This is a genomic window from Pseudomonas capeferrum (assembly GCF_013523055.1).
Lineage (GTDB): Bacteria > Pseudomonadota > Gammaproteobacteria > Pseudomonadales > Pseudomonadaceae > Aquipseudomonas > Aquipseudomonas capeferrum_A.
The window spans coordinates 172,842-195,211 of the sequence record NZ_JAAMQM010000001.1; the positions used below are offsets into that span (position 1 = coordinate 172,842).

Consider the following 22,370-nt stretch of genomic DNA (forward strand, 5'->3'; position numbering starts at 1 on the left):
GGGACTCCAATGAGGCGCTGCGCCCGGACTTCCATGGCGCAGCGGATGTATCAGCGCGAAGCCACGGCGGACTGACTGGCGGTGCCGAAATCCAAGGCCTCACCGCCATGCGTCTTGGCGTAGGTTTGCGCCTGGCCCTTGAGCAGGAAAGGCCTCAGCTCGCCCTTGCCGTTGCGCACGAACCAGGCCTGGTTGGCCAGCAACTTGATGCCGCTGTCGGTCGCCTGGGCGTAGATGGCGCGGATGTCCTTGCCTTCCGTTTCCAATCGCGCCAGTGCCTTGAGCGCTTCTTCCGGCGACGCGTAATGACGCACCTTGTCTTCGCCTCGCACCCAGATCTGCGCCAGGCGCTTGAAGTCGGTGATCGGTTTGCCTGTCACCGCATCAGTGGCCTGGAGCGGCAACTGGGCGTAGTTGGCCAAGGCCTGCGCATAGTCGCGACCGTCGGCCTTGAAGGCTGCACGGATGAACCGATCATCGATGAACTGCTCGGTGTCGAGCCCTTGATCGGTCTTCTTCAACAACTTGAGGGTGTCGATGGACGTGGCTACGGCCTGGCGGTACTCGGGCTTCCAGGTCAAGTCACGGGTCTGCAGGCCCAGCGGGCCATGGAAGAGGTAGTTCACTTCGGCTTCGATGCCGGTGACCTTCTCGATCAGCTCGCTGTATTTTTCCGGCTCGGCAGCGATCAGGCGGTCCGCTTCCAGGCTCGCTCGCAGATAGGCGGTCACGATCTCGGGGTATTGCCGGGCGTAGGCGGCGTCTACCAGTGCACCGTGGAAGGTCGGCGCGTTGGCTTGGGCACCGTCGTAGATCTTGCGGGCAAACCCGCGATTGGGGAACAGCTCGGCGAAGGGAACGAAGTCGGCGTGTGCCTCGATCCGGTTGCTGCGCAGCGCGGAACCTGCGATTTCCGGCGCTTGGGCGATGATGCGCACATCCTTCTGCGGATCCCAACCCTGGGCGGCGACGGCACGAAGCAGCATGCCGTGGGCCGTGGAAGCGAAGGGTACGGAAATGGTCTTGCCTTTCAGCTCTTGCAACGATTGAACGCTGGACGACGCGGGCACCACGATGCCGTTACCACTGCCCTGGATGCTGCCCGACAGCACGCTGATGAACAGGCTTTGCTTGCCTGCATCGCGGAAGGCGACGCCATTGAAAGACCCCGGGAAGTCCGCCATGGCGCCGAAGTCGAGCTTGCCCGCGACCATTTCGTTGGTCAGGGGCGCGCCGCTGGTGAAGTTCTTCCACACCACTTCGTACTGGGCATCCTTGTACTGGCCGTCGTGCGGAAGATATTTGTCGAGCAGGCCGAGTTCACGAATCAGCAGGCCGCCCGTGGCACAGTTGATGGTGGTGTCTTGGGTACCGATGGCGATGCGGATGGTTTGCGCATGTGCCGAGACGGCGGCGATGGCTAGCGCGAGGCCAGCAAGTGTATGGCGCAAGAGCATGGTTTCCCCTCGAATCATTGAATATTGGGGTCGTCTCCGCCACTGGATCGAGTGGTGGGAAACGAGGGGTGTCGTATCAGGCGTCCGGTGGTCGGCCGGTTGGCGGGTCGCGTGTGCGGCTGTCGTCCTGCTTGGAAAGATCGCAGCAGCATCGGTCGGTGGTGTTCGGTTTACCGCATGTCAGCGCAACAGATAGGGAATCTCGACCCTGACCGCATCGGTCGGGCAGTCTTTCTCGCAGGGCATGCAGTACCAGCATTCGTCGAAGGCCATGTAGGCTTTTTGCGTTGCCGGGTTGATCGCCAGCAAGTCCATCGGGCACACATCGACGCACACCGTGCAGCCTTTGTGGGCAATGCACTTGTCTTCATCGATGGTCACGGGCGCGTTGCTGCGGAACAGGATTTCCTGGGGTTGGAAGGCCATATCACGGTGTCCTTGGAGCCTGCGGCTCTCGTTGTGGCGTGGCATCACGCGGCTTCGGTTTTCACTCGCAGCCGGTTGTAGGCCTGCTGTTCTTCGTCATCCAGAGGAATCAGGTAGGGCTCGACCGCTTTCTTGAAACTGGTCATCGCGCCGTGTTCGTCCTTTTTCAGATGGCAATGGACGAACCATTCGGCATCGTTGCGCTCCGGGTGATCGACTCGGTGGTGGTACAGCCCCCAGCGGCTTTCCTTGCGGAACAACGAAGCCCGCGCCGCCATTTCGGCACAATCACGAATCACGCTGACTTCCATGGCGCGCATCAGCTCGTGTGCATTGTCGGCCTTGATCTGCGCCAGGTCCGCTTCGATGGCCGCGAAGCGCTGCAGGCCGATCTCCATCTTCTTGGTGACCTTCGGCGGCTGCAGGTAGTCGTTGACGAAGCGGCGCAACTTGTATTCCACCTGGGCAGGCGGCAGGCCATGCTCACGCTCCAGCGGCGCGTACACCCGTGCTCGTTCCGCGTCGATCTGCGCTTGATCGAGCGCGCCGTACTCACGCTCGGCGACGAAGTCGGCCGCGTTGCTGCCGGCGAACCAGCCGTAGGTGAATGCGCCGAGCATGTAGTTGTGCGGCACCGCGGCCATGTCGCCCGCCGAATACAGGCCCTTGACCGAAGTCTCCGCCTTCTCGTTGACCCATACGCCGGAAGCGCTATGGCCACTGCAGAAGCCGATCTCGGAGATATGCATCTCGACCATGTCCTGCCGATAGTCGGTGCCACGTCCCGCGTGAAACTGACCACGGCTCGGCCGCTCGTTGCTGTGCAGGATCTCCTCGATGTCCTGGATGGTTTCCTCGGCCAGGTGATCGAGCTTGAGGAATACCGGGCCATTGCCGCCTTCCAGCTCCTGGTGGAATTCCCACATCATCTGGCCGCTCCAGTAATCGCACTCGATGAAGCGCTCGCCCTTGTTGTTGGCGGTGTAGCCGCCCAGCGGGCCGGTGACATAGGCGCAGGCAGGACCGTTGTAATCCTTGATCAGCGGATTGATCTGGAAGCACTCGAGGTTCGCCAGTTCGGCGCCCGCATGGTAGGCCATGGCATAACCATCACCGGCGTTGGTGGGGTTCTCGTAGGTGCCCATCAGGTAGCCGGAGGCTGGCAGGCCGAGACGCCCCGCCGCACCGCAGCAGAGAATCACCGCCTTGGCCTTGATCACATGGAAGGCGGCAGTGCGGCAGTCGAAACCCATCACGCCATTGACCGCGCCTTCGCCATCGGTCAGCAGGCGAGTGGCGACCAGACGGTTGGTGATATCGACCCGAGCACGCTTGAGCTGGCGATACAGCACCTTCTTGATGTCATGCCCTTCGGGCATCGGCAGGACATAGGCGCCCATGTGATGCACCTTCTTCACCGCGTAGTCGCCAGTCTCGTCCTTCTCGAACTTCACGCCCCAGCGATCGAGCTGCTCGATGGTCTCGAAACTGTGGGTGGCATAGGCGTACACCGCGGCCTGGTTGACGATGCCGTCATTGGCCACGGTGATTTCCTTGGTGTACTGCTCGGGCGTGGCGTGCCCGGGCACGATGGCGTTGTTCAGGCCATCCATGCCCATGCTGATCGCGCCACTGCGCTTGACGTTGGCCTTGTCCACCAGCAGCACGCGCAATGCCTTGTTGCGCTCCTTGGCCTTGATCGCGGCCATGGGGCCGGCGGTGCCGCCGCCGATGATGACGATGTCGTATTCCTGTTCCAGGGTATCGATGCTCATGAGTGGGCGCCCTTGTGTCGGTCGATCCGCAGGCGATACTGGAAGGCGTCGCCGCGGTAGTAGAGGTGTTCGAAATCCAGCGGCTTACCTTCTGCGGTATGTGTCAGTCGTTCGATCCGCATGATCGGCGCGCCCTCTTCCACGCCGAGCGCATCGCTCAGGCCGCTGTCGGCCAGCACTGCGTCGATGGCCAGGTCGGCGTGACCCAGCGCGATTCCGCAGTCGTTTTCCAGGATCAGGAAGATGTCTCGGGTGACCAGGTCGGCCCTTTCCAGTTTCTCGCCCAGGCCCTGCGGCAGCCAGGTGATCTCCAGGGACACGGGCTCACGATTGATCAGGCGCACTCGACGGATTTCTGTGACAAGGCTGCCCTCGGTGACCTGCAGGCGCTCGGCAACGCGCGCGCAGGCCGGGAGATGGCGCAGGCCGATCAACTTGTTGAGCACTTCATGGCCCATCTGCCCCATCGATTCCGCCAGCCCCTGAAGCGTGCTGACGTTCTGGAAAGCCTTGGGCTTGGCGACGAAGGTGCCTTTGCCGTGAATCTTGAAAATCAGCCCTTCCTTCTGCAGGTCTCCCAGGGCCTGGCGCACGGTAATACGACTGACCCCATGGGCCTGACCGAGCTCGTTCTCCGAGGGCATGCGGCTTTGCGGGGGGTAGGTGCCGTCGAGGATTCGAGACCGCAACAGCTCCTTGAGCTGGCCATAGAGCGGAACGGGTGAGAATGGAAGCAACTGAGCCATGAGGATCCTTTTCGATCAACTTGTCATAACAAGTAATGACTTGAAGATATCGAATAAGCAGTCAGGGTTGAAATACCTTTATTGAATAAGCATATGGTGGGTATTCGCAGGACGACTACGGCGCTTGAGCACTCGGACGACATTGAGGTGTCCATGGATCCGGCCTTGGCTGCCGCTTTGCCTCGGGATACATTACGACGCCGCGATGGCACATTCGGCAAAGAATATAGATGACATGCGAATGCCTGATGTGCAGGCCAAGATCGCGCACCGAACCATTGACTTGATCGGCGCAGTGCCCTTTCTGCCCCTCCAATTGCTAGGACATGAGCTCCATCCTATGAACAACCGTCTCCTGAAGCTTGCCATTTCCGCTCTGCTTGCCAGTCCTGTGACGCTCGCCAGCATTCCTGCCGCCATGGCCGCGAATCCCACAAGCGCAGCCGCGATCGAGGTGAACATGCGCCACGCGCAGCCGATTACCCTACGCAACACCGTCATTGGTCAGGGTGCTCCCAAGACCATCGTACCGACCACTGGGGCGACCGCCGAACAAGTCCTCGCCCAGGCACGCGCCATCGGTGCCAATCCGGATGTCGACCTGATCGAGTTCCGCATCGACTACCTTGATTTCGCCACCGACCCGGGCAAGATCGCCGCGCTCGGGAAGCAGGTCGTCGAGGCCGTACACGGCAAGCCGCTGATCCTGACGTTCAGGACCCAGGCCGAAGGCGGGGTCAAAGCGATCGCCGATGATGATTACGGCACGCTCTACAAAGCGTTGATCAAGGAGAAATTCATCGATTTGCTGGACGTGGAAATGTTCCGCGATCCACGCATGGTCCAAGAAGTCGTGACCGAAGCCCACCAGGCCGGCGTCAAGGTCGTCATGTCCAGCCATGATTTCAAGGGCACTCCTTCTACGGAGGAAATCGTCGCGCGCCTGCGCAAGCAGGACGCCATGGGAGCCGATGTGCTGAAGATCGCCGTCATGCCCAAGAGCCCGGCGGATGTGATCAGGTTGCTCGATGCCTCGGCGCAGGTGCGCGCCGATTACTCGCAGAAGCCACAGCTGAACATGTCCATGGGCGGGCTGGGTGCCATCTCGCGTCTTTCGGGAGAGGTCTTCGGTAGCGATCTGACCTTTGGGATGATCGGCGAGCCTTCCGCGCCTGGCCAGGTCGAGGTGGGCCAACTGCGTCAGGTGCTAGGGGTGATTCACGCTTCGGTGAACGGTGGTAAGTGAGCGTCCGTAGACTCGAGTGATAGGGCATCCAGTCGGTATTCCCCGTAAAACGCTAGCGACCAATTCTCTTCAGAAGTTGGTCAGCTTGCGTTTGCAACTGTGCGATGACCTGGCCGAGCTCGGCTTGGTCCTGGGGCGAATCGAGTTGCTCGGCATCCTGTTTCGCATTGATCAGTAGCGCGCAAAGACTGGCATGCATGATCAACGCCGCTGCGACGACATCGCTTCGCATGTAGGGCAAGACCTGGCTCAGACCGCGCTCGGCCATCTCTAGGCCGGTACAGCACGATCGTGCCCCTGTGATAGCGGCCAAGGTCACATCCATGATCGTCTTCGAACTGTGGCCATTCGAATCACCGGAAACCTCATTCACGTAGGCCTCGAAGGTTCGAACATCGTTATCCGCCTGTTCGGCGAGCACAGGGGCTAGCCCTTCGATTTCGATGATGGTTTTTTCGCGCTCCGCCAACGGCTCTTTTTCATTGGCATTGCGCAGCGCCATGAGCAGCAGCGCCAAGCCAAGGCTCGCGCACACGCAGGCGGTGGCGCCGCCGCTTGGCACCGGAGCAATCGCGGCTACCTGATTGCGGAACGCTTCAAGAGTGGACGACCATACGCTCATTGGCCCGCGCTCCATCGATGGTTGTTGACGTGGTTCGCTTTCAACAAGGTTGTTCGCGGCCCTGCGTGGCCAGAGCGATGTCTCTGTCGCCGGCAACGCTCCTGTCATGCCCCCTATGCGCCCGATTGCCTGATCTGCACGCGTCATCGCGAACGCTGGGTTTCAGTCCAGAAGGTACATAGAGAGTACTTCCCTTCATGGAATACGATAGAGCTCGGCCGAAGCCTACGCCAGTGGTTCGAAGTTTTTCGCGACAAGGTGGCGCCCGAACCTCGGCAGGACGGCATAGAGAGAGGCAACTATCGATGCAATGGATTTAAGCCATACACGGCTTGCGCAGCGGTCGTCCTCGACGCCTGCGCCTTTTGTGTCAATGCATCGCCTATTTACGGTAGAAACGCCTGAACATCGTCTTGCCCGCATATCGGCGGCTGCAGAACTTCTTGGCGGCCGAGGCAAACGCGACAAAGACAATCGCGAACACGGCCCAGAGCACTGCCGAATGATCCGTGATGTAAAGGCGAACTACCTTTGCGGCATACCAGCCTGCCATCAGGCATACGATCATGAAGAAGGCTGTGACACCCCGTGGCGTGCCGTATTGGATTTCGGCCTGGCAGCCTCGGCATACATGGGCGCCCCATGGCACTTCATTCATGCAGTGGGGGCAGGTGACGGTGTGATTGGCTACCACGGCTTCAGTCCTTGAATGGCGGAAAAGCCGAGCAGTTTACGGGAAATCCGAATACGCGACAGCACGTGCAAAAGCCCAGCGCGGGGCTGGGCGTCATTTCGAGGCTCAAGGCCTAGCGGCGGCCTGCTAGCGCCGCCGAATCACGGCTTCAATGAACGGCCGGAAAGGTAGCTGTATCGCTCGGCCTTGGAGGCCCTGGAAGGATCGGGAGGGCCGGGACGCTTATCGTCTTCTTTGCGTACCTGGCTGTCGATGTAGTCGTCGCGGTCTTCTGGCCTGGAGCGTTGCACTCCCCCGCCGCTGTTTTCATCCTCGTCCTTTCCAGCCAGCCATTCTGACTCTTCACTTGGCTTGTCGCTTGGCGCGTCGATATCGGTAAAGCTTTTGCCAGTAACCATACACACCTCACAATGCTCAGAAGTCCTGAGCTGCATCGAGTGTGCGCCGCCTGCGCGCCAAAAGGGTTATATCGGACCGCCGGGCAGAATGCGTCGATAATCGAGTGCAGGCTGATGGGTCCCCAGTGCGGATGGAAACCCAGCGCTAGCTCGCTCAAGTCCTCACGACTTGATTACATTGGCACAAGAGCTTGCCACGTTCGCTGAACCTGTAGATGAAGCCCAGCGCGGAGCGGCTTGTTCAAAGGCAGCTCTTGAGCGCTCATGGGTCTGCGAATAGGCTTGCCCCCTCGACCTCAAGGGAAGTCCGGCTTTTGCAGCGCTGCCACTTAACGGGGGGTTAGCGAGCCATGCTCGTGTTCGCACTGTTTTCCAGCTATCCGGGCTCGGTCATATGCTTGCGCCAGTTCTCCCGCTCGTTCATCAGCCCGTGCGAGCAGGTCGGAGAGCACCATGGCGGCGCGGGTGGCTGCCTGGCCTCGGGCGATAGCGGTGGTATCCATGGCGGGGCAACCGACGGTGGCGGCGAGTTTGGCGGCGTCGTTGTGCAGCCGCTGGCCAGCAGCATCGGCGCCAGCAGAGCCAGCATCAGCCACCTGGTGTTCCTGTCGTGCATGGGCTCTCGCCTCCTCCTGCGCCTGAGCGCGTCGTTGTTCTTCCTGCCGGGCATCACGCTCGCCCAACACCTCGGCCAGCCTGTCTTCGCTGTCGCGCTGTGCCGATGCCGTCGCGCACTCGGCGCGCTCGACGGATCGCCCATGCTGGTAGGCGCCCCAGCAGGACGCCAGCACCAGTGCCGCCAGGCCGAGGCGTGGCCAGCCGTTCACGCCATTACCCCGCCCATCCACTGGTAGCGCGCCAGCAGCTTCTCGACCTTGTGCGGATTCTGTCCGTAGGTGTTGCCGGGGAAGCTGGCCCAGATGTTCGAGCACTTCCGGATAGCCTCCTTGATGCGTCCGGCATTGATGTCCTCCAGGGCGCGGCGCTCGCGGATCTGTTGCAGCGCCACCTGGTCCTGGTTCTCTGGGGTGAAGCCGCCTTCAAGGCGCAGGCTATGGCGGTAGGCATTCCAGTAACGCTCAAGCAACTGGTACCGGCCGGCTGCCGTGCTGGTGACCGGCTTGCCGTTGATGGGGAATGTCAGGCGCAAGCGGGGATGGTCACGGTACCCGGTGAACAGGCCGCCGCCGTACAGGACGTTGTACCCATCATCGCTGGCCTCGATGGCCGAAGTGCCTTCCGAGTAGGCGATCAGGTCAAGGAACAGAAGTGCGCGCGCGCTGCCTGCTTGAGGCACGGTGAGTCGAGCCATAGGTTTTCTCCAGGCGAAAAAAAGCCCGCGGGATGCGGGCCTGGAAGTACAACAGGCCGGTGGATCAGGCGGCAGGGGCCTCGGTTTCCGGTTCAGCCATCGGCTCGGCGGGATCTTTCGCGGTGATGGATACTTTGGCGCTGTAGTCCTTGAGCACCTGGGCGGTGGAGACCTGGGCTGTCGGGAACTGGTTCAGGATCTGCCGTGCGCGGGCGTCGGCTTCCGTCTGGGTAGCGTAACGCGTCTGGTTTTCAGGGTCGTATGGGTTGGTGGTGTTGATGACTACATAAGGCATTGCGTGTCCTCCGGGACATGAAAAAGCCCGCATGCGGCGGGCGTAGGATTTGTAGCGAATTCAAGGAGACCTGGGTATCAAGTTACTTTCGGGTGTAACTGCTTGACCTTTTGCAGTGTGGTATAAAAAGGCCCTGCCTTGGGAAGAACCCCATTGTTCATTGCGTGCCAGAGCATATCCAGCTGCTCTTCAATAGGGGGGTATTGAGCAGCTCTAGCTTTAGCGTGATCGCTGTTATGTTTTATCTTCAACTATAAACTCCTGTTTCTTGTAGGGCCAAAGTTCTACCGCCACTGCATAGATTCCTGGCAGTGTGAACTCCAACTCAAGGTCTGAGCCATCCGCCGTATATTCGACGCCCTCTATAGTTACCCTGGAACCTGTCTTCACCCCTTTCAAGGTGAGACCATCAAGATAAGCAGGACCTTCAGGTCGATTTTCAAGCTTTCCATTTAGCACATAATGCGCATCATGGAAGGCAGCACTCTGGGTTTCAATGTAAGGCAAACCAGAGTTCAGTCTCAAGGTCGCCAGTGCTGTTTCCTCCGGGCCGCATGAAGTAGAGGCAATGGCGCCTTTACTGTCATATGCAGCCAAACACACCATGCTCATCTTTTGGCCCCCAATGCATACAGCGTCATGTTTTGTACTCTTACGCCAGGGTTTTCTCCCCACCACCTCACGCTGATAACGAAAGTACCAGCAGCCACACCAATGGATCCAAGCAGATTGGGGAATCCATCTGCCCAGTCCCCACCGCCTTGGGCCAGCAACAGTCCGTTGATCATCATCTGAAAGTGATATTTGCGTATGCCACTGCCAAACCCTTGATAGCATCCGAACTGAGCCAAGATATAACCCCCCTCATCCATTTGCACGGTCACTGCGATCAGCTCCTTCCACTGGTTTTCTCCTGCACCCACTGCCGTATTAGGGTTATTTGCAGATACAGGGACAGTCACCGCATTGCCACGGATGCGGAGGGTGTCAATTTCAGCAATACCAATCTTGGCGGCACTGATGGCACCATTTTCGATCTTGGCTCGGCTAATACTGGCATCAGCGATTTTAGCGGCAGTGATACTGGCGCTTCGAATGTAGGCATCCGAAATGAATGTCTGGTTGCCGACGACAGCAAACGGCGAAGACAGGCCACCGCCATTCGAGTTGAGGATCGCGAACTGGTCTGAATACACCGCAAAGGTGGATTGAATAGTACCGGAACTGTTGTCAATGCCGATGCCAAACCCCGCCCAGTGATGGACGCCCAAGTGGTCGTTGGCATGGACGCGCATGGTGTACTGCGCATTGACCCTGCCGTTCAAGTTGACCTGTGCTGTAGCGATCTGCTGAACCGAGGCGTTGGTATTGCCCAGATTAGCCTGCACCGTCGCCACTTGGCGACCGAGCGCAGCGTCAGCATTGGCGCGAGCCGTGGCCTCGTTCTGCACCGCGGTGCTGGCACTGCCCGCTGCAGCCTGGGCCGTATCGATCCGAGTACTGAGTGCCGAATCGGCATCAGACCTGGCTTTTACTTCGTTTTGCACCGCTGCGCTGGTGTTGCCCACGGAGGTGCCAAGGGTATCGATGCGCTTGCTTTCAGCGGTGAGCGTCACGCCCTGCTGCTCGACTAAGACTTGGGTCGAACTGAGTGCGCTGGCCGATCCTGCCGGGGTCTTGTTGCCAATCGAGACATACGCCACATCGATGACGGCGGACGCGTCGCCCGAGTTCGTCATATCGATGCGGAAATCCTTGATAGTCTTCCCGTCCCATCCCGAATGCCCGGAGAGGTCAACCTCGATCGTCTGCCAATCTATCGTGCTCGTGTCGATCGTGAAATTGACTCTTCGAGCCTCTGCAAGTCCGCCCTCCTGGTTTCCCCAATAGAATGATCCGGTGGCTCGGCCAGTAAAGCTTCGACGCATCCGGATCCGTACCAGCGGGTAAATGGTGCCATCGACGCTGAATCCGCTCCTGCGCAGCATGCCGGCGCCGTTGATTCGGGCGAATGCGGGGTTTGCCGTCAGTGTAGGGCTTCCGCCTTGCACGTTTACGACGAACCCGTTCAGGCTGCCGATGAATTCCCAGGATGCGGGAGACCCGGTAAAGGGCGCTACACCCTCGATCGCAGCTTTGAGCGAGACAAGGCTCTCAGCCTGGCTGGTGGTGACACCCTCCTGCGTGGTTATCCGCTGCGTCAGGGCATCGACGGACGAAGCCGATGCCTTGGTGGCCACCTGCGTCAATGCCGACTGGGCGGCTGCGGATGCATCGGTGGCCACCTTGTCTGTCACAGCAACCCAGGCCGAGCCGCTCCACCGCTTCGGCGTGTTGGCACCCCCGGTCGTATCGATCCATAGATTCTGCGTCAGGCGATCAGCAATAGCTGGAGCGATTGACTGATAGAAGACCTTGCCCTTGCTTCCTGCCAGATCTGAAGCCGCCTGAGCAGCGCTCTGAGCCGTGGCCACATTGCCATTTGTGGTGGTTAGGCCGTTCTCAAGGCTGGTGGTCCGCCCGCTGACGCTCGACAGCGTATTGCCATGCTGCGAGACGGCCGAGGACAACGAATCCACTGCTGCAGAAGTTTCGGTATGCTGGGCCGCCGCCACTTGGCCGTTGTCGCGCCAGCCGGTAGCTCGGCTTCCATACTCTGCTTGCGGCCTGGCCAGTTCGATGACGCCGTTAGATGCAGTCGACGACGGCCCATAGACCCGAAAGTAGACATGCGCCTTGACTGCACCAGTTGGTACCACAGCTGAGAATTGCAGCCGGTCACCGGTAGTAGTCAACGGGCTGGCCAGTGAATTCGGCGCGCTAAGGACTGCGCCAGCGCTGTTGAACCACTGAATTAATATCCGCATGCTCATAGGGTCGCCACCACGGCGCGCATATGCGGACGCAGTCACGGTCTGCCCTGCCGCCACAGAGATCCGTTTATCGCCGATGGTTCTAATCGACTTGTACACGGTGCCGGAAGTGGCCCTTGTTAGTGATACTCGATGGGCTTTTTCTGCGGAGTTGATCCAGGAGGTGACGAGTCGCTCCTCCGCTACAGTCGCCGGCCCTTCGAGCTCCCAGCCCTCCGCCGGCCCTTCGAGTTTCGGGTGCTTATTGAAGGTTGGGTTGTAAAACAGGTTTTCGCCGCCGACGTCTCCGATGCTGTTGCTCAGCTCGGTGACTTGGTTTGATGCACTGCTCAAACCCTGTTCGGTTTGGGAGACGCGACCAGTCAGGGCTGTAGTGGCGGTAGCATTTGCAGCGATATCGACATCTGTCAGGGTGTTGTTGTCCCGCCATCCTGTAACGACACTCCCGATCTCCAGCTGCGCTCGATCCCATTCCACAAAGCCAGCTGTCAATGTACTACCGGGTGCAGAGCGAGCGCCAAGGATCATGTTGGCGGACGCTGCGTTTTGGGGGAAGGTTGCGGAAACGAGCGTCACCCGTTGCCACGTTCCGTCCAGGACCAGGTTAAAGGGCCCGTAGCTCGCAAGGTTTTGATTGGCTGCGCTACGCGCCTGAGTGTACAGCTGCACAAGGAGTCCGGCGGTACCTCGAACGTAAGCCGAAGCAGCGAGGACCTGCCCAGGGATAATTTTGGGCATAAGCGCATAAGTTCGCGGCCCCATATGAGCGAAGCGCTCCCCTGTTCCGGCAGTCAGGTTGGTCATATCCAGCCTTTGGGCCTTGCCTTTTGCGTCCAGGGTCGAGTCGACGATCGAGGTCGCTACCGTCGCTTGAGTGCTAACCAGCCAGCCGTCGGCAAGAGAGGAATCGAATGATAGTCCTCTTTCAAACGAAGGGTTGTAGAGCAGGTTCTCTCCACCAGCCGTCGACAGCGACGCATGGATATCGGTAATCGACTGCCCTTGAGCAGTGGTGTCCTTCCCCAGTTGGCTGACGGTAGTACCCAGGGTTTGCAGGGCAGATGCGTCCGCTTTCTTGGCAACCTCCGCCAGGGCACTTGCAGCTGCTGCCGCTGCATCGGTGGCCACCTTGTCGGTAACCGCGACCCAGGCGGACCCCCTCCATCGTTTCGGTGTGTTAGCGTTGCCCGTGGTATCGATCCACAAGTTCTGTAACAAGCGGTCGACCGCGGCCGGAGCGGTGGACTGGACCAAGACCTTGCCTTTGCTCCCAGCAAGATCAGATGCAGCCTGAGCCGCGCTCTGGGCGTTGGAGACGTTCTGGTTTGTGGTATCCAGACGGCTACCGAGCTGGGTGACCTGGGTACTGTTCGCTGCCAGTCCCTGCTCGGTCTTCTCGACACGGCCGGTCAGCACCGTGGTTGCCTGTGTGTTGGCAGCGGCGGCCTCGATGTTCGCCTGCCCATTGTCGCGCCAGCCAGTAACGGTAGACCCGAGTTCCAGCTGGGCGCGGTCCACTTCCATGAAACCACCAGAGGCAGCCGAACCAGGCGTGCGCAGACGGAAGATCACCCCTACAGTGACCGCGTCAGCGGGCAGTTCAACGGTAGTGAAGCTGACCCGCTGCCAGTCCGCCGACAAGACAATAGCGCCTCCCGCTGTCGCTCCTGTATACAGCGTTATCCCGGCGGCATTGCGCGCCTGAACAAACATTTGGTACCAAAGGCCCGTGCCGCCCCTGACATAGGAAGACAAGGTATAGACCTGCCCTTGGGAGCCAGGAGCGCGCCGCGCAATGAAGGGGGCAAGATCCACGTAGCTGCTGGCACCTGCCAGTCCGGACGCCTCCACGCGCTGTGCCTTGCCTGCCGGATCCAGCGTTGATGTCACTAGCGAGCGAGTCGCGGTGACACCAGAGGAGGGAGTAACGCCCCACCCATCCGCAAGTGTCGCGTCGCCAGGATTGACCTTGTCGAACGACGGGTTGAACAGGATGTTCTCACTGCCGGCGTTCGGCAAAGCCGCATCGATCCGGGTCAGCGATTGCCCTTGCGCCGTCAGGTCCTGCCCCTGTTGCTTGACCTCATTACTCAAGACCTGGACGGTCGACGCTTCGGCCTTCTTGCTCACGGCATCGGTCAGCGAGGTCAGCGCCTGGCTCTGCGAGTTGATCTGCTGGTCCTGGGCGATATCCTTCTGCTCGGTCGCGGTCACCTTGCTGCTGAGCTGCTGCAGCGCGGTCGAGCTGGCCTTGCCATCCAGGCTGGTCTGTAGGCCGTCGATGCGCTTGCCCTCGGACGTCAGCTTGCCCTCGGCGACCGAGATGCGGACGGTCAGGCTGTCGACCACCGAGGCGTCGGCTTTCTTGGCCACATTCCCATTGGTGGTGGTCAGACTGGCTTGCAGACCATTGATCTGCGTGGCCTGTGCCGTGGTCTTCCCGTCCAGGGTGCTGACGTCGGTTTCGACCTTCGACACGCGCGCGGCGGTACCGCTGGCCGTGACGATGGCTTGGCCGACGTCGGTCCAGTAGGTGGTGTTCGGCGGTGGCGTGTTGAGCGGTACCACTTTTAGGGCCTGGTACAGCTTGCCGTCGGCGCCGAGGGCGCTCTGATTGATGCCGTAGGTCTTGTCCTTGCGGTACGGCAAGGAGCCCGCCAGCGTCGACACGGCAGTGATCTGCTGCTGCAGCTCGGACTTGGCGTCGCTGACGTCCTGGCTCACTCCACTGATCTGGAGCTGCAGGGCGTTCTTGGTGGTGGTCAGCGAGTTGTTCACGTCGCTGATCTGCTTGGCCAGCTCGGTCTTGGTCAGGCCGACCCGCTCGTTGACCGAGCCCGGGCCGCTGCCATCGATGAGCTCGATCTTCTCGATCTTGCTGGTGAGCTCCTTGCCCAGCTCGCTCTCGGTGATCTGGTCCTTGATCTGCTCGAGGATGGGACCGGCGTCAGCGCTGGCCATGCCAGGAACAAGCGTGCCGTCCGCGGGGAACCACGCGCCGATGTTGCCGGATCGGTCGACCAGGCGTGCCCAGAAGAAAAACCGCTGTCCCGCGCGCAGCCCCTGCATGACGTGTTCGGATTGCGGGTAGGCCAGGTCCGTCAGCTTGGCGGCGCTCTCCAGGGCAGCTCCCTCGCCGTACCAGATCTCCGTGCGCTGGGTGTCTTCCGCACCTGGTGGAAAAGTCCACTTCAGGCCGATGCCGAACAGCAGGCTTTCGGTGGTCAGGCTGGTGATCGCGGGCGGCAGCCCTTCCTTGCCGGTCAGCTGGGTGAGGATCGAGCTCTTCCAGGTCGACGAGATATCGAAGGCGCTCACGGCACGTACACGTGCAAGGTAGCCACCAGCGTAGATGCCGGTCACTTCGATGGAAGTCGCTCCGGTGCGCTGCTGACGGATCCAGTTGCCGTTGTCCCTGCGCCACTCCACGTCATAGGCCACGGCCCCTTCGACGGCTGGCCAGGCGATGGTCATTGTATTGATCGCGATCCCTTGGTCGATCATGTGTGTCGACGACAGGGTCACGCTCGTCGGCGGCTGCACGGTGGTTACAGGGATGACACTGATCGGACGCTCGTCGAGCTTGGCGCCGGTATCGATCGCCGCGAACTTGCTTGGGTTGAACTCGAGCGCGGTGATCTCGTAATCGCCCTCGGCGGTGCGCGAAGTTTTCAATACCCGGAACAGCTGAACCGCCAGGTCTTCGTAATCGATCGCCCACTGCAATTCAGGCTCCGGCTGAACGCCGTAGGCCGTGGTCACGGTCACGGCACGGCCGCTCACCGATTCCACGGTGCGGGCCTGGGCAGTGCCGTTGGGCAGGTTCAGGATCAGGCGGTCGCCGGCTTTGATCGGCGTGTCGCGGTCCAAAGTGACCACTCGACCGGCTGCCGCCGAGATTCGCCCACCGTTCGGACGGCCGGCCACCAGCTCGTCAGCGACGGGGATGACGTAACCCGGCAGCGGAATACGCCCTTCCATGCCGGTCTTGAAGGTCACCGTGCGGTCCTGGCTATTGCTGAGCAGCGCCCACTTGCCGCGGCGCTGGGCCTCGGACGCACGGGTACAGCCGATGGCCGAGATCTCGATCGGGCGATCGCGGTACCGGCGCTGCAGTGCTAGGTCGGTGACCGGGATCACGTCGGTGTCGTAGTTGTTGGCCGGGTTGTCGTAGCTGACCAGGGCGCGGCTGTAGTGGGTGTTGCGCTCGGCCCCGCCATACACGAACTCGCCATCGATGACGTTCGCGCGGGTGAAGACGTAGTCGATGTCCTGGGCGCGCGGCATGTCCGCTTGCATGAACAGCGAACCATGAGCCCAATACACCATGCCCCGGTAAATCGCCGACAGATCGCGCAGCAGCGTCCAGGCCTCGGCACGGCCCTGCAGGTTCATGTCGCACAGGAAGCGCGGCTCCATCCCACCTACGCCATTCGGCACGGACTGGTCGCAGAACTGGGCAATGCGGTACATCTCCCACTTGTCGACCATCCACGACTTGATGCGCTTGCCCAGGCCGAAGCGGTCCTCGACGCACACGCCATAGGTCACGAACGCAGGATTGTTGGTCCAGGCCTGCTTGAAGGTGCCGTCCCAGACGCCGGTATAGGTGCGGCTGACCGGGTCATAGTTGCTCGGCACAGGCCAGCGTTTGGCCTTGCAGTCGACAGTCACCGCAGGGATGCTCTGGAATTGCTGGGCATCGAGCTCGATGTACAGCAGCGCGGTGTTCGGGTAGCGCAGTTTCTGGTCGATGATCTCGGTGTAGCCGGCGATGGTCATCGTGTCGGCGATGGTGCCCTTGTTGGCATTCGGCGTGATACGGCGGACACGCATCATCCAGCCGGAGGCGGCTTTCGGCAGGTTGACACGCACGGAGCGCTGGTAGCCATTGTTAGTCTTGCCGTCCACGGCGCCGCGATGCGCTTCGACATAGGCGCCGCCGTCGGTGGCGATATCGATGGCGTACTCGATGCGGTAGCCGTTGGTGTTGCCGTTGCGGTCCTGCTGGACCAGGCGCGGCCACGACATGCGAACGCGCACGGCGGAGAGCTGGGTATCGCTCAGGGCGCGCGTGAACGGATTGTCGCTGCGCAGTTCGACCCCGACGGAGGATTCGTTCTCCACGGCGGGAATTCCCTGGATGTACTCCTGCTCGACGGTGCCAGAGCGCCATTCCCATTTCACGCCCGGGAAGTTGACATTGCCGCTGTCATCCATGATCGGCGTGTTGTCCAGGTAGATGTCGCGATCGGTTGGCGTACCGTCGAATTCACCTTCGCCCACTGCCAACAGAAGCTTGGCGATGTTGGTCGATTGCAGGCTGTCCGGTGCTTCGACGGGAGTTTTCGGCTTGCTCTCGCCGCCCTTGGCGCCAGTGATTTCCAGGTGAGGTGCTGCGCCCATACTTTCCTCCAAGCAAAAAAAAACCGCCCGGAGACGGCTGGTTTCGCTGAATTGGCCCCTAGGCCTTGTCTTGCGCCTCGATCGAGGCGGAAATGATCGCTCCGCCCCAGCGGCGCTTGCCGATGCAGATCGGGACGGGGTTGCCGCTGGCGGTGGTGTTCTTGGCTGAGCCAAACGCATAACTTGGCAGATTCTCAGGTGCGGCGCTCTGAGCTAAGCCGCCAACCTGGGGGCTAAGCATCTGAATGACGCCACCTGCCACCGCACCTATACCGCCAGCTATCAGCGCTGAACCAATCGGAGCGGCGGCGCCAAAAGACATGCCGCTTATGACTACCCCGGCGACAATCATGACTGCCCCAACGATAGTCTGGAGCAAGCCGGCTCTCTTGCTTCCAGAAATCACTGGGATAATTTTCAATTCTTTGGTGCCACCTAGTGCGAATTCCTTCTCGCCAACATTCTTACCGTTCCTAAAAATGGCAAATCGCATTCCAAGGCTGGCTAGTCGGATGACCTCTTCTTTGAATCCATCCACCGTGACCTCCAGCGCTTTGAATACTTCTTTGGTGCTTCCAGTATCCAAAACACGATAGTGAAACTTTTCCAGACTACGCCACATTCGTCCGACAAGTTTTATTTCCGTGCGATAGCTGTAGTGAGCTGCTGTGAGCATTTCTTCATTCTCCAGAAAGCAGAAAGCCGCCTGACGGCGGCTTTTTTGGACGGTTACTCAGATACAGTCGGTGGCCACTTTTTTCCATCCACTGGTTCCTGACCAATCCAGAGGTAAATAAACAGAAACCTTTGACCCTTGCTCTGATGGCTGAACTTTTGCTAGAGCAACAGCTCCCGTAAAGGCATTTGATACGGAAGCTCTGTAGCCACTCCCATCCTCCATTACGTTTGTTGAAGGATTTATTGCTTGCCATCTGGGGCCGAGACACTGAATGAACTGTCTTGGATTTTTCGATGATTCGACAACCATGGCAGGCGGGTCGCTTTCGAGCCCAGCAGTAGAGCATCCAGACATACAGCCGATTAAACCTACCAAAACGATGCGAGAAAAGGACATCAATGTCTATGCTCCCCGAAACCTTCAGTCGCCGCAACACGAAACAGTTCTGTCCAGCGATCAACAAGCTCTGGTCGAGCCGACAAACCAGTGGAAAGCATGTTTCGGATCGGCGGATACTCCCCAACTGTTGCGATCAGCTCAGCGAGTGTCAGCCCATGCTGACCACAACATCCTTCCCAGGCCGCCTTCGCTGCCTCTATTTGATCAAGGCTCTTGCCTAGAAAGTCAGCGTTTTCATCTGAAATTTTTCTCGACATGTTCAGCGCGAGACCTCTCATTTCCAGCTCAAACACACCTGCCACTCTGTTAAGCATGCAGGTAGTGTTGAGGTATTGGAGACCGGCTGTCTCGTTGGTTTCAATAAGGCAAGAGTCAATCAAACGCTTAACCTCGGCTGGATTCTGAGACCCCAGCGCCTTGATCGACAGCGAACTCCCTTCTTCAAGTGAAAGATTCTTGTAGTCCATCCTCCCCCCTATCTTTGTAAAGAAGATCTGAGTGTAAACGAAATAGAGCACCAAAAACCCGCCCAGGCGGGATTCGGCTTCGATTTGATTGCTACCGCGATAGACCGTGCGCGACGACTTGGGCATGTGCCGCCACATGATGCTGCAGGCCACATCGCGTAAGGAGCTTGTCCATGCTGGCCCGATATCCCGAACGTGCTTGATCGGGAGTTCACCGTTGCGTCCCCAAATGAGGTTTGGTGCGGTGATATCACGTACGTTTGGGCTCAGGGTCGGTGGCACTATCTGGCGGCTATAATCGACCTTTATGCGCGCCGGGTAGTGGGTTGGGCGTTCTCAGCCAAGCCCGACGCCGACCTGGTGATCAAGGCGCTGGACATTGCCTATGAGCAACGTGGCCGACCTCAAAATGTGCTGTTCCACAGCGATCAGGGCAGCCAATAAGGCAGCCGAAGTTTCCGCCAGAGGCTATGGCGATACCGCTTTAAACAGAGCATGAGCCGGCGCGGCAACCGCCATGACAACGCGCCGATGGAGCGGCTGTTTCGCAGTCTGAAAACAGAATGGATACCGACGGTGGGCTATATGAGCGCTGCGTTGGCGAAACAGGATATCGGTCGGTTCCTGATGGAGCAGTACAACTGGCGGCGACCGCATCAGTTCAATGGAGGTCTATCGCCTGCGGTCGCCGAGGAAAAACTTAATACAGTGTCCGGGATCAGTTGACCACTACATATGGAGAAACTGGGTTGCCTGGCACGAAATAGCTGCCCACTCAGAGCTGCTGCTATCAAGACTGCCCCTATGACCGTCTGGAACACTCCACCCCGCTTGCTTCCCCGATCACAGGGACAATGCGTATCTCCTTGGTTCCCCCTCGATCAAACTCTTCCTGCCCGACGTTCTTGCTGTTCCGGAAAATCGCGAACATAGGCTCGTAGTGCACCGATGTAGCTCCCATGTTTGCTCCGGACATAAAAAAGCCGCCCGAAGGCGGCGTGTGCTGATCGAATTAAAAGGAGCTAGGCCTAATGTCCAGCCCCGCTTGGGAGTCGCCGCCTATTCGGAATAGCTTTGTTTGTCCGCCTCCGAGCATCACGGACTGCTCTTTTAGCATGTTCGTCATGCTGCACAATCCGCTCCCCTGCTTATCAATTCCCATCCCTACTAGGTGATCGCCAGTAGGCATCTTGAACTTGACTACTTCGCCCGTATCAATTCGAGCCGCGAGCTCTCCATCCACGTATACAGCGAGAAAGCATCCCCCGCCCAGCGTACCGGTATCGCGAGCCACAACGATTGTACCAAATGCCTCGGCAGGTGCAGACTGATGGATAAAAACACGATCTCTTGGCACTTGCTGCGCCTGGCCCAGCGGGACGGGCGTTGTAGAGCACCCCGCCAGCATTGCCAGCCCCACTGCTCCAATCAGAATCCTCATATGATCTCTCCCTTGAAACCCGAAATGTACCACTTGGCATTCTTGATGAGGCAGCACCACAGCGCGTCCGATCATTTCGAAACTCTCGCCTTTCCGAAAAAATTCGACTCTAGGCTCAGCCGGAACTCCAGCAAGCGTGGGCGCAACTGGATCGACCGCACGCCCATTCAAACGACCGGCTCTAACGATGTCATCGCCGAGCATCCCGCCGTCATCCAAAGCGCCAGGCCACAGGCCAGGATCAGACCCCTCACTTCCTTCGCTTCAACCACCTTCCTCACGAAGCTTGGACAACAGCTCCTGCCCCTCCCATGTCAGTTGTCGAGCGATGCAATAGACACCCTCCCCCATGTAGTCAGTGACAGTCGACTCGAGGAAGCCCGCCTGTTGCAGCATGTAGAGGTGGTACGAGACTTCGTCCTGCCGAAAGCCTTGCACATCCTCGGGCCGAAGCGTGGAGTCGAGATCCGGCAACGCCTCGACGTCGGTCAGGATCTTGCGGACCAGGTCCCAGTCTCTTTTCATTTGAACCTCCTGGACATGATGTCAGGCGTCCATGCGGATGCGCCTGTCTGGATCTAGCATGAATAGGAACGCCATCGATCGGCCAAGCCGCTTCATCGCGCATGCCGATGCCGCAGCACGAGCCGTGTTCGGTCAAGCCACGGGCCACCAAACACGATGATCTCCGAGGGCCTGCCGAGCAGGTGGTGGAGCAGGAACGGACCCGGGCCAAAGACCTCGACCCGTTCCTCCGGTAACCGCACGTCGGATCCAAGGTAGATGCCGGCATGGTTCGGGTGCGCCGTACGCCCTACGGCCATGACGATCAGGTCGCCGCGCCGGGGCTGGTCGACGGGGTGGAAGCCGGCGGCCTCGTAGGCCTGCTCGTACAGGCTCGGGCCATCGGCCTTCTCCCACCAGCCTTCGTCCCTGGCGTAAGCCGGGAACTCCAGGCCCCATTCCCGCCGGTACCAGTCCGCGCAGACCTGCCAGCAGTCCCAGGCACCGTGCACGAATGGCCGTCCCAGCAATGGGGTGTGACCGGTCGGCGTGATGCTGCGCAGATCGCCCTCGGGCCAGGAGAGAATATGCCAGGGCAACCCGGTGGCTTCACACATGGCCAGGTCCCGCGGCGATGGCTTGCTGGTGGCGTCAGGGTGCGAGTGCACGATGCCGATCACCTCGCCCTGGTCCTCCGCCGCCGCATAGTGCTCGGGGGAGATCCGGAATTCTTCGGCAGGGTCGGTCGCCGTGTTGGCGCAGGGAAAATACGTCTGTTTGCGACCTGCCGCCAGCAGCAGGCCGCAGCACTCGCGCGGGTAGTCCGCCGCGGCGTGCGCTTGCATGGCGGCAAGGAGGTGTTTGCGCATGATCAGCTCCGTGCGATCAGGGAAACGGCCGGGAAGCCGCCGAAGGGTACCTGGTTGCCCTGACCGAACCGGACGACGCAGCCCGAGTCCAGGCAACCGTTGCATTGGTCCTTTGCCGGGTCGTCCGTCGGGTTGCCGTCCAGGTCGTGGGCCGGTCCGGTGTAGCCGCAGTTTGGTCCGCGGTAGCCGGCGGTCATCGCCCAGTGACACAACTGGGTCATCTGTCGGCCGATGGTTTCGCCGCCCACATCGCCAGGGCTGGCCAGTTCCCAGGCGACCGTGGTGCCGCTCTCCGACACCTTCTGGTCGATGTACCAGACCTCGATTGCCTCCTCACTGGGATCGGCCTCGGGGTTTCCGTCTGGGAAGTTGGTTGCATCCAGGTAGCGCGCCAAGGTGTGACGCATCGTCAGCTTGAACTCCAGCAGGTTGTCGAAGGCCAGGCACAGCGCCGTGATCCTGCCGCCGACGTTACCGACCGTAAGCGTGGGTCGCACCGCGGTACCGTCAGAGTTGGCCTCGATGCCGCCGATCCGCATCGGCCAGGCGCTGTACTCGTTGCCCTGCCACCAGATCGATCTGGCGGGTAGCTGGTCGGCGGCGGCGCTGGCGGCGGCCAGTTCCTCGGGTGAGTGCGGGATGGCGTGCCCGTGAAAGCGCAGGACATCGGCACCGAAGTCCGAGCCGTCCAGCTCGAACAACAGCACCTCGCTGCCAGGTTCCAGTATCTGGATATCCTTGATCAGTGACATGGTGGCTCC

General features: G+C 60.1%; 18 protein-coding genes and 2 pseudogenes. 2 read left to right on the forward strand and 18 right to left on the reverse strand.

All coding sequences use genetic code 11. The features are described 5' to 3' along the window. Positions 1 to 50 precede the first annotated feature (50 nt). The 4 genes from G7009_RS00835 to G7009_RS00850 form a co-directional block, all read right to left on the reverse strand. A complete protein-coding gene (locus G7009_RS00835) occupies positions 51 to 1,457 on the reverse strand; it encodes an ABC transporter substrate-binding protein (RefSeq protein ID WP_181128082.1) in 1,407 nt (468 codons plus the stop codon). Between the two features lie 180 nt (positions 1,458 to 1,637). Continuing rightward, entirely contained in the window at positions 1,638 to 1,883 is a 246-nt protein-coding gene (locus G7009_RS00840) for a 4Fe-4S dicluster domain-containing protein (protein ID WP_042552539.1), read from the reverse strand. Between the two features lie 44 nt (positions 1,884 to 1,927). Then, entirely contained in the window at positions 1,928 to 3,652 is a 1,725-nt protein-coding gene (locus G7009_RS00845; RefSeq protein WP_181128371.1) for a fumarate reductase/succinate dehydrogenase flavoprotein subunit, read from the reverse strand. Positions 3,653 to 3,654: 2 nt separating this feature from the next. Next, on the reverse strand, positions 3,655 to 4,404 hold the full coding sequence (locus G7009_RS00850) for a GntR family transcriptional regulator (RefSeq protein ID WP_181128083.1): 750 nt from the start codon (positions 4,402 to 4,404) through the stop codon (positions 3,655 to 3,657). A gap of 340 nt (positions 4,405 to 4,744) precedes the next feature. Between G7009_RS00850 and aroD the strand changes: the two genes are divergently transcribed. Continuing rightward, complete coding sequence (gene aroD, locus G7009_RS00855; protein ID WP_181128084.1) at positions 4,745 to 5,650, forward strand: type I 3-dehydroquinate dehydratase; 906 nt, start codon at positions 4,745 to 4,747, stop codon at positions 5,648 to 5,650. 52 nt (positions 5,651 to 5,702) lie between these two features. Here aroD and G7009_RS00860 read toward each other — a convergent pair whose 3' ends face one another. The 10 genes from G7009_RS00860 to G7009_RS00905 all read right to left on the reverse strand — a co-directional run bounded on the left by G7009_RS00860 (position 5,703) and on the right by G7009_RS00905 (position 18,921). Continuing rightward, positions 5,703 to 6,380 carry a cyclodeaminase/cyclohydrolase family protein gene (locus G7009_RS00860; protein WP_181128085.1) on the reverse strand — a complete coding sequence of 226 codons (678 nt, stop codon included), beginning with the start codon at positions 6,378 to 6,380 and terminating at the stop codon, positions 5,703 to 5,705. Between the two features lie 726 nt (positions 6,381 to 7,106). Next, positions 7,107 to 7,364: a hypothetical protein gene (locus tag G7009_RS00865; RefSeq protein WP_181128086.1), complete on the reverse strand. Its 258-nt coding sequence runs from the start codon at positions 7,362 to 7,364 to the stop codon at positions 7,107 to 7,109. A 329-nt stretch (positions 7,365 to 7,693) separates the two neighbouring features. Further along, positions 7,694 to 8,191 carry a DUF2514 domain-containing protein gene (locus G7009_RS00870; RefSeq protein ID WP_181128087.1) on the reverse strand — a complete coding sequence of 166 codons (498 nt, stop codon included), beginning with the start codon at positions 8,189 to 8,191 and terminating at the stop codon, positions 7,694 to 7,696. Next, entirely contained in the window at positions 8,188 to 8,676 is a 489-nt protein-coding gene (locus G7009_RS00875; RefSeq protein WP_181128088.1) for a glycoside hydrolase family 24 protein, read from the reverse strand. Before G7009_RS00875 ends, G7009_RS00870 begins: the two co-directional genes overlap by 4 nt. A gap of 64 nt (positions 8,677 to 8,740) precedes the next feature. Further along, on the reverse strand, positions 8,741 to 8,971 hold the full coding sequence (locus G7009_RS00880; protein ID WP_181128089.1) for a hypothetical protein: 231 nt from the start codon (positions 8,969 to 8,971) through the stop codon (positions 8,741 to 8,743). Positions 8,972 to 9,048: 77 nt separating this feature from the next. Further along, positions 9,049 to 9,222, reverse strand: coding sequence for a hypothetical protein (locus tag G7009_RS00885; protein ID WP_181128090.1), 174 nt, complete (start codon positions 9,220 to 9,222; stop codon positions 9,049 to 9,051). Then, positions 9,206 to 9,583, reverse strand: a complete 378-nt coding sequence (locus G7009_RS00890; RefSeq protein ID WP_181128091.1) for a hypothetical protein — start codon at positions 9,581 to 9,583, stop codon at positions 9,206 to 9,208. The genes G7009_RS00885 and G7009_RS00890 overlap by 17 nt, the downstream gene beginning before the upstream one ends. Continuing rightward, entirely contained in the window at positions 9,580 to 17,250 is a 7,671-nt protein-coding gene (gene gpJ / locus G7009_RS28320; RefSeq protein WP_181128092.1) for a TipJ family phage tail tip protein, read from the reverse strand. The genes G7009_RS00890 and gpJ overlap by 4 nt, the downstream gene beginning before the upstream one ends. Before the next feature lie 58 nt (positions 17,251 to 17,308). Then, entirely contained in the window at positions 17,309 to 17,926 is a 618-nt protein-coding gene (locus tag G7009_RS00900; RefSeq protein WP_181128093.1) for a tail assembly protein, read from the reverse strand. 398 nt (positions 17,927 to 18,324) lie between these two features. Then, positions 18,325 to 18,921: a hypothetical protein gene (locus G7009_RS00905; protein WP_181128094.1), complete on the reverse strand. Its 597-nt coding sequence runs from the start codon at positions 18,919 to 18,921 to the stop codon at positions 18,325 to 18,327. 54 nt (positions 18,922 to 18,975) lie between these two features. Between G7009_RS00905 and G7009_RS00910 the strand changes: the two are divergent. Beyond that, positions 18,976 to 19,521: pseudogene (locus tag G7009_RS00910) on the forward strand (IS3 family transposase); the annotation flags it as partial. A 53-nt stretch (positions 19,522 to 19,574) separates the two neighbouring features. On the opposite strand, the pseudogene G7009_RS27575 reads toward G7009_RS00910, so the two are convergent. The 4 genes and pseudogenes from G7009_RS27575 to G7009_RS00925 form a co-directional block, all read right to left on the reverse strand. After that, a pseudogene (locus tag G7009_RS27575) lies at positions 19,575 to 19,723 on the reverse strand (tail assembly protein); the annotation flags it as partial. Between the two features lie 777 nt (positions 19,724 to 20,500). After that, on the reverse strand, positions 20,501 to 20,761 hold the full coding sequence (locus G7009_RS00915) for a DUF2513 domain-containing protein (RefSeq protein WP_181128095.1): 261 nt from the start codon (positions 20,759 to 20,761) through the stop codon (positions 20,501 to 20,503). Between the two features lie 92 nt (positions 20,762 to 20,853). Beyond that, entirely contained in the window at positions 20,854 to 21,609 is a 756-nt protein-coding gene (locus G7009_RS00920; RefSeq protein ID WP_181128096.1) for a C40 family peptidase, read from the reverse strand. Between the two features lie 2 nt (positions 21,610 to 21,611). Beyond that, complete coding sequence (locus G7009_RS00925) at positions 21,612 to 22,361, reverse strand: phage minor tail protein L (RefSeq protein WP_181128097.1); 750 nt, start codon at positions 22,359 to 22,361, stop codon at positions 21,612 to 21,614. Between the last annotated feature and the right edge of the window lie 9 nt (positions 22,362 to 22,370).

Excerpts from the sequence above, each read along its gene's own strand:
- G7009_RS00850 (WP_181128083.1), bottom strand. The coding sequence starts at position 4,404 with ATGGCTCAGTTGCTTCCATTCTCACCCGTTCCGCTCTATGGCCAGCTC.
- G7009_RS00865 (WP_181128086.1), bottom strand. The coding sequence starts at position 7,364 with ATGGTTACTGGCAAAAGCTTTACCGATATCGACGCGCCAAGCGACAAG.
- G7009_RS00890 (WP_181128091.1), bottom strand. The coding sequence starts at position 9,583 with ATGAGCATGGTGTGTTTGGCTGCATATGACAGTAAAGGCGCCATTGCC.
- G7009_RS00920 (WP_181128096.1), bottom strand. The coding sequence starts at position 21,609 with ATGCGCAAACACCTCCTTGCCGCCATGCAAGCGCACGCCGCGGCGGAC.
- G7009_RS00835 (WP_181128082.1), bottom strand. The coding sequence starts at position 1,457 with ATGCTCTTGCGCCATACACTTGCTGGCCTCGCGCTAGCCATCGCCGCC.
- gpJ (WP_181128092.1), bottom strand. The coding sequence starts at position 17,250 with ATGGGCGCAGCACCTCACCTGGAAATCACTGGCGCCAAGGGCGGCGAG.
- G7009_RS00915 (WP_181128095.1), bottom strand. The coding sequence starts at position 20,761 with ATGAAAAGAGACTGGGACCTGGTCCGCAAGATCCTGACCGACGTCGAG.
- G7009_RS00905 (WP_181128094.1), bottom strand. The coding sequence starts at position 18,921 with ATGCCCAAGTCGTCGCGCACGGTCTATCGCGGTAGCAATCAAATCGAA.
- G7009_RS00860 (WP_181128085.1), bottom strand. The coding sequence starts at position 6,380 with ATGACAGGAGCGTTGCCGGCGACAGAGACATCGCTCTGGCCACGCAGG.
- G7009_RS00840 (WP_042552539.1), bottom strand. The coding sequence starts at position 1,883 with ATGGCCTTCCAACCCCAGGAAATCCTGTTCCGCAGCAACGCGCCCGTG.
- G7009_RS00875 (WP_181128088.1), bottom strand. The coding sequence starts at position 8,676 with ATGGCTCGACTCACCGTGCCTCAAGCAGGCAGCGCGCGCGCACTTCTG.
- G7009_RS00880 (WP_181128089.1), bottom strand. The coding sequence starts at position 8,971 with ATGCCTTATGTAGTCATCAACACCACCAACCCATACGACCCTGAAAAC.
- G7009_RS00925 (WP_181128097.1), bottom strand. The coding sequence starts at position 22,361 with ATGTCACTGATCAAGGATATCCAGATACTGGAACCTGGCAGCGAGGTG.
- aroD (WP_181128084.1), top strand. The coding sequence starts at position 4,745 with ATGAACAACCGTCTCCTGAAGCTTGCCATTTCCGCTCTGCTTGCCAGT.
- G7009_RS00900 (WP_181128093.1), bottom strand. The coding sequence starts at position 17,926 with ATGCTCACAGCAGCTCACTACAGCTATCGCACGGAAATAAAACTTGTC.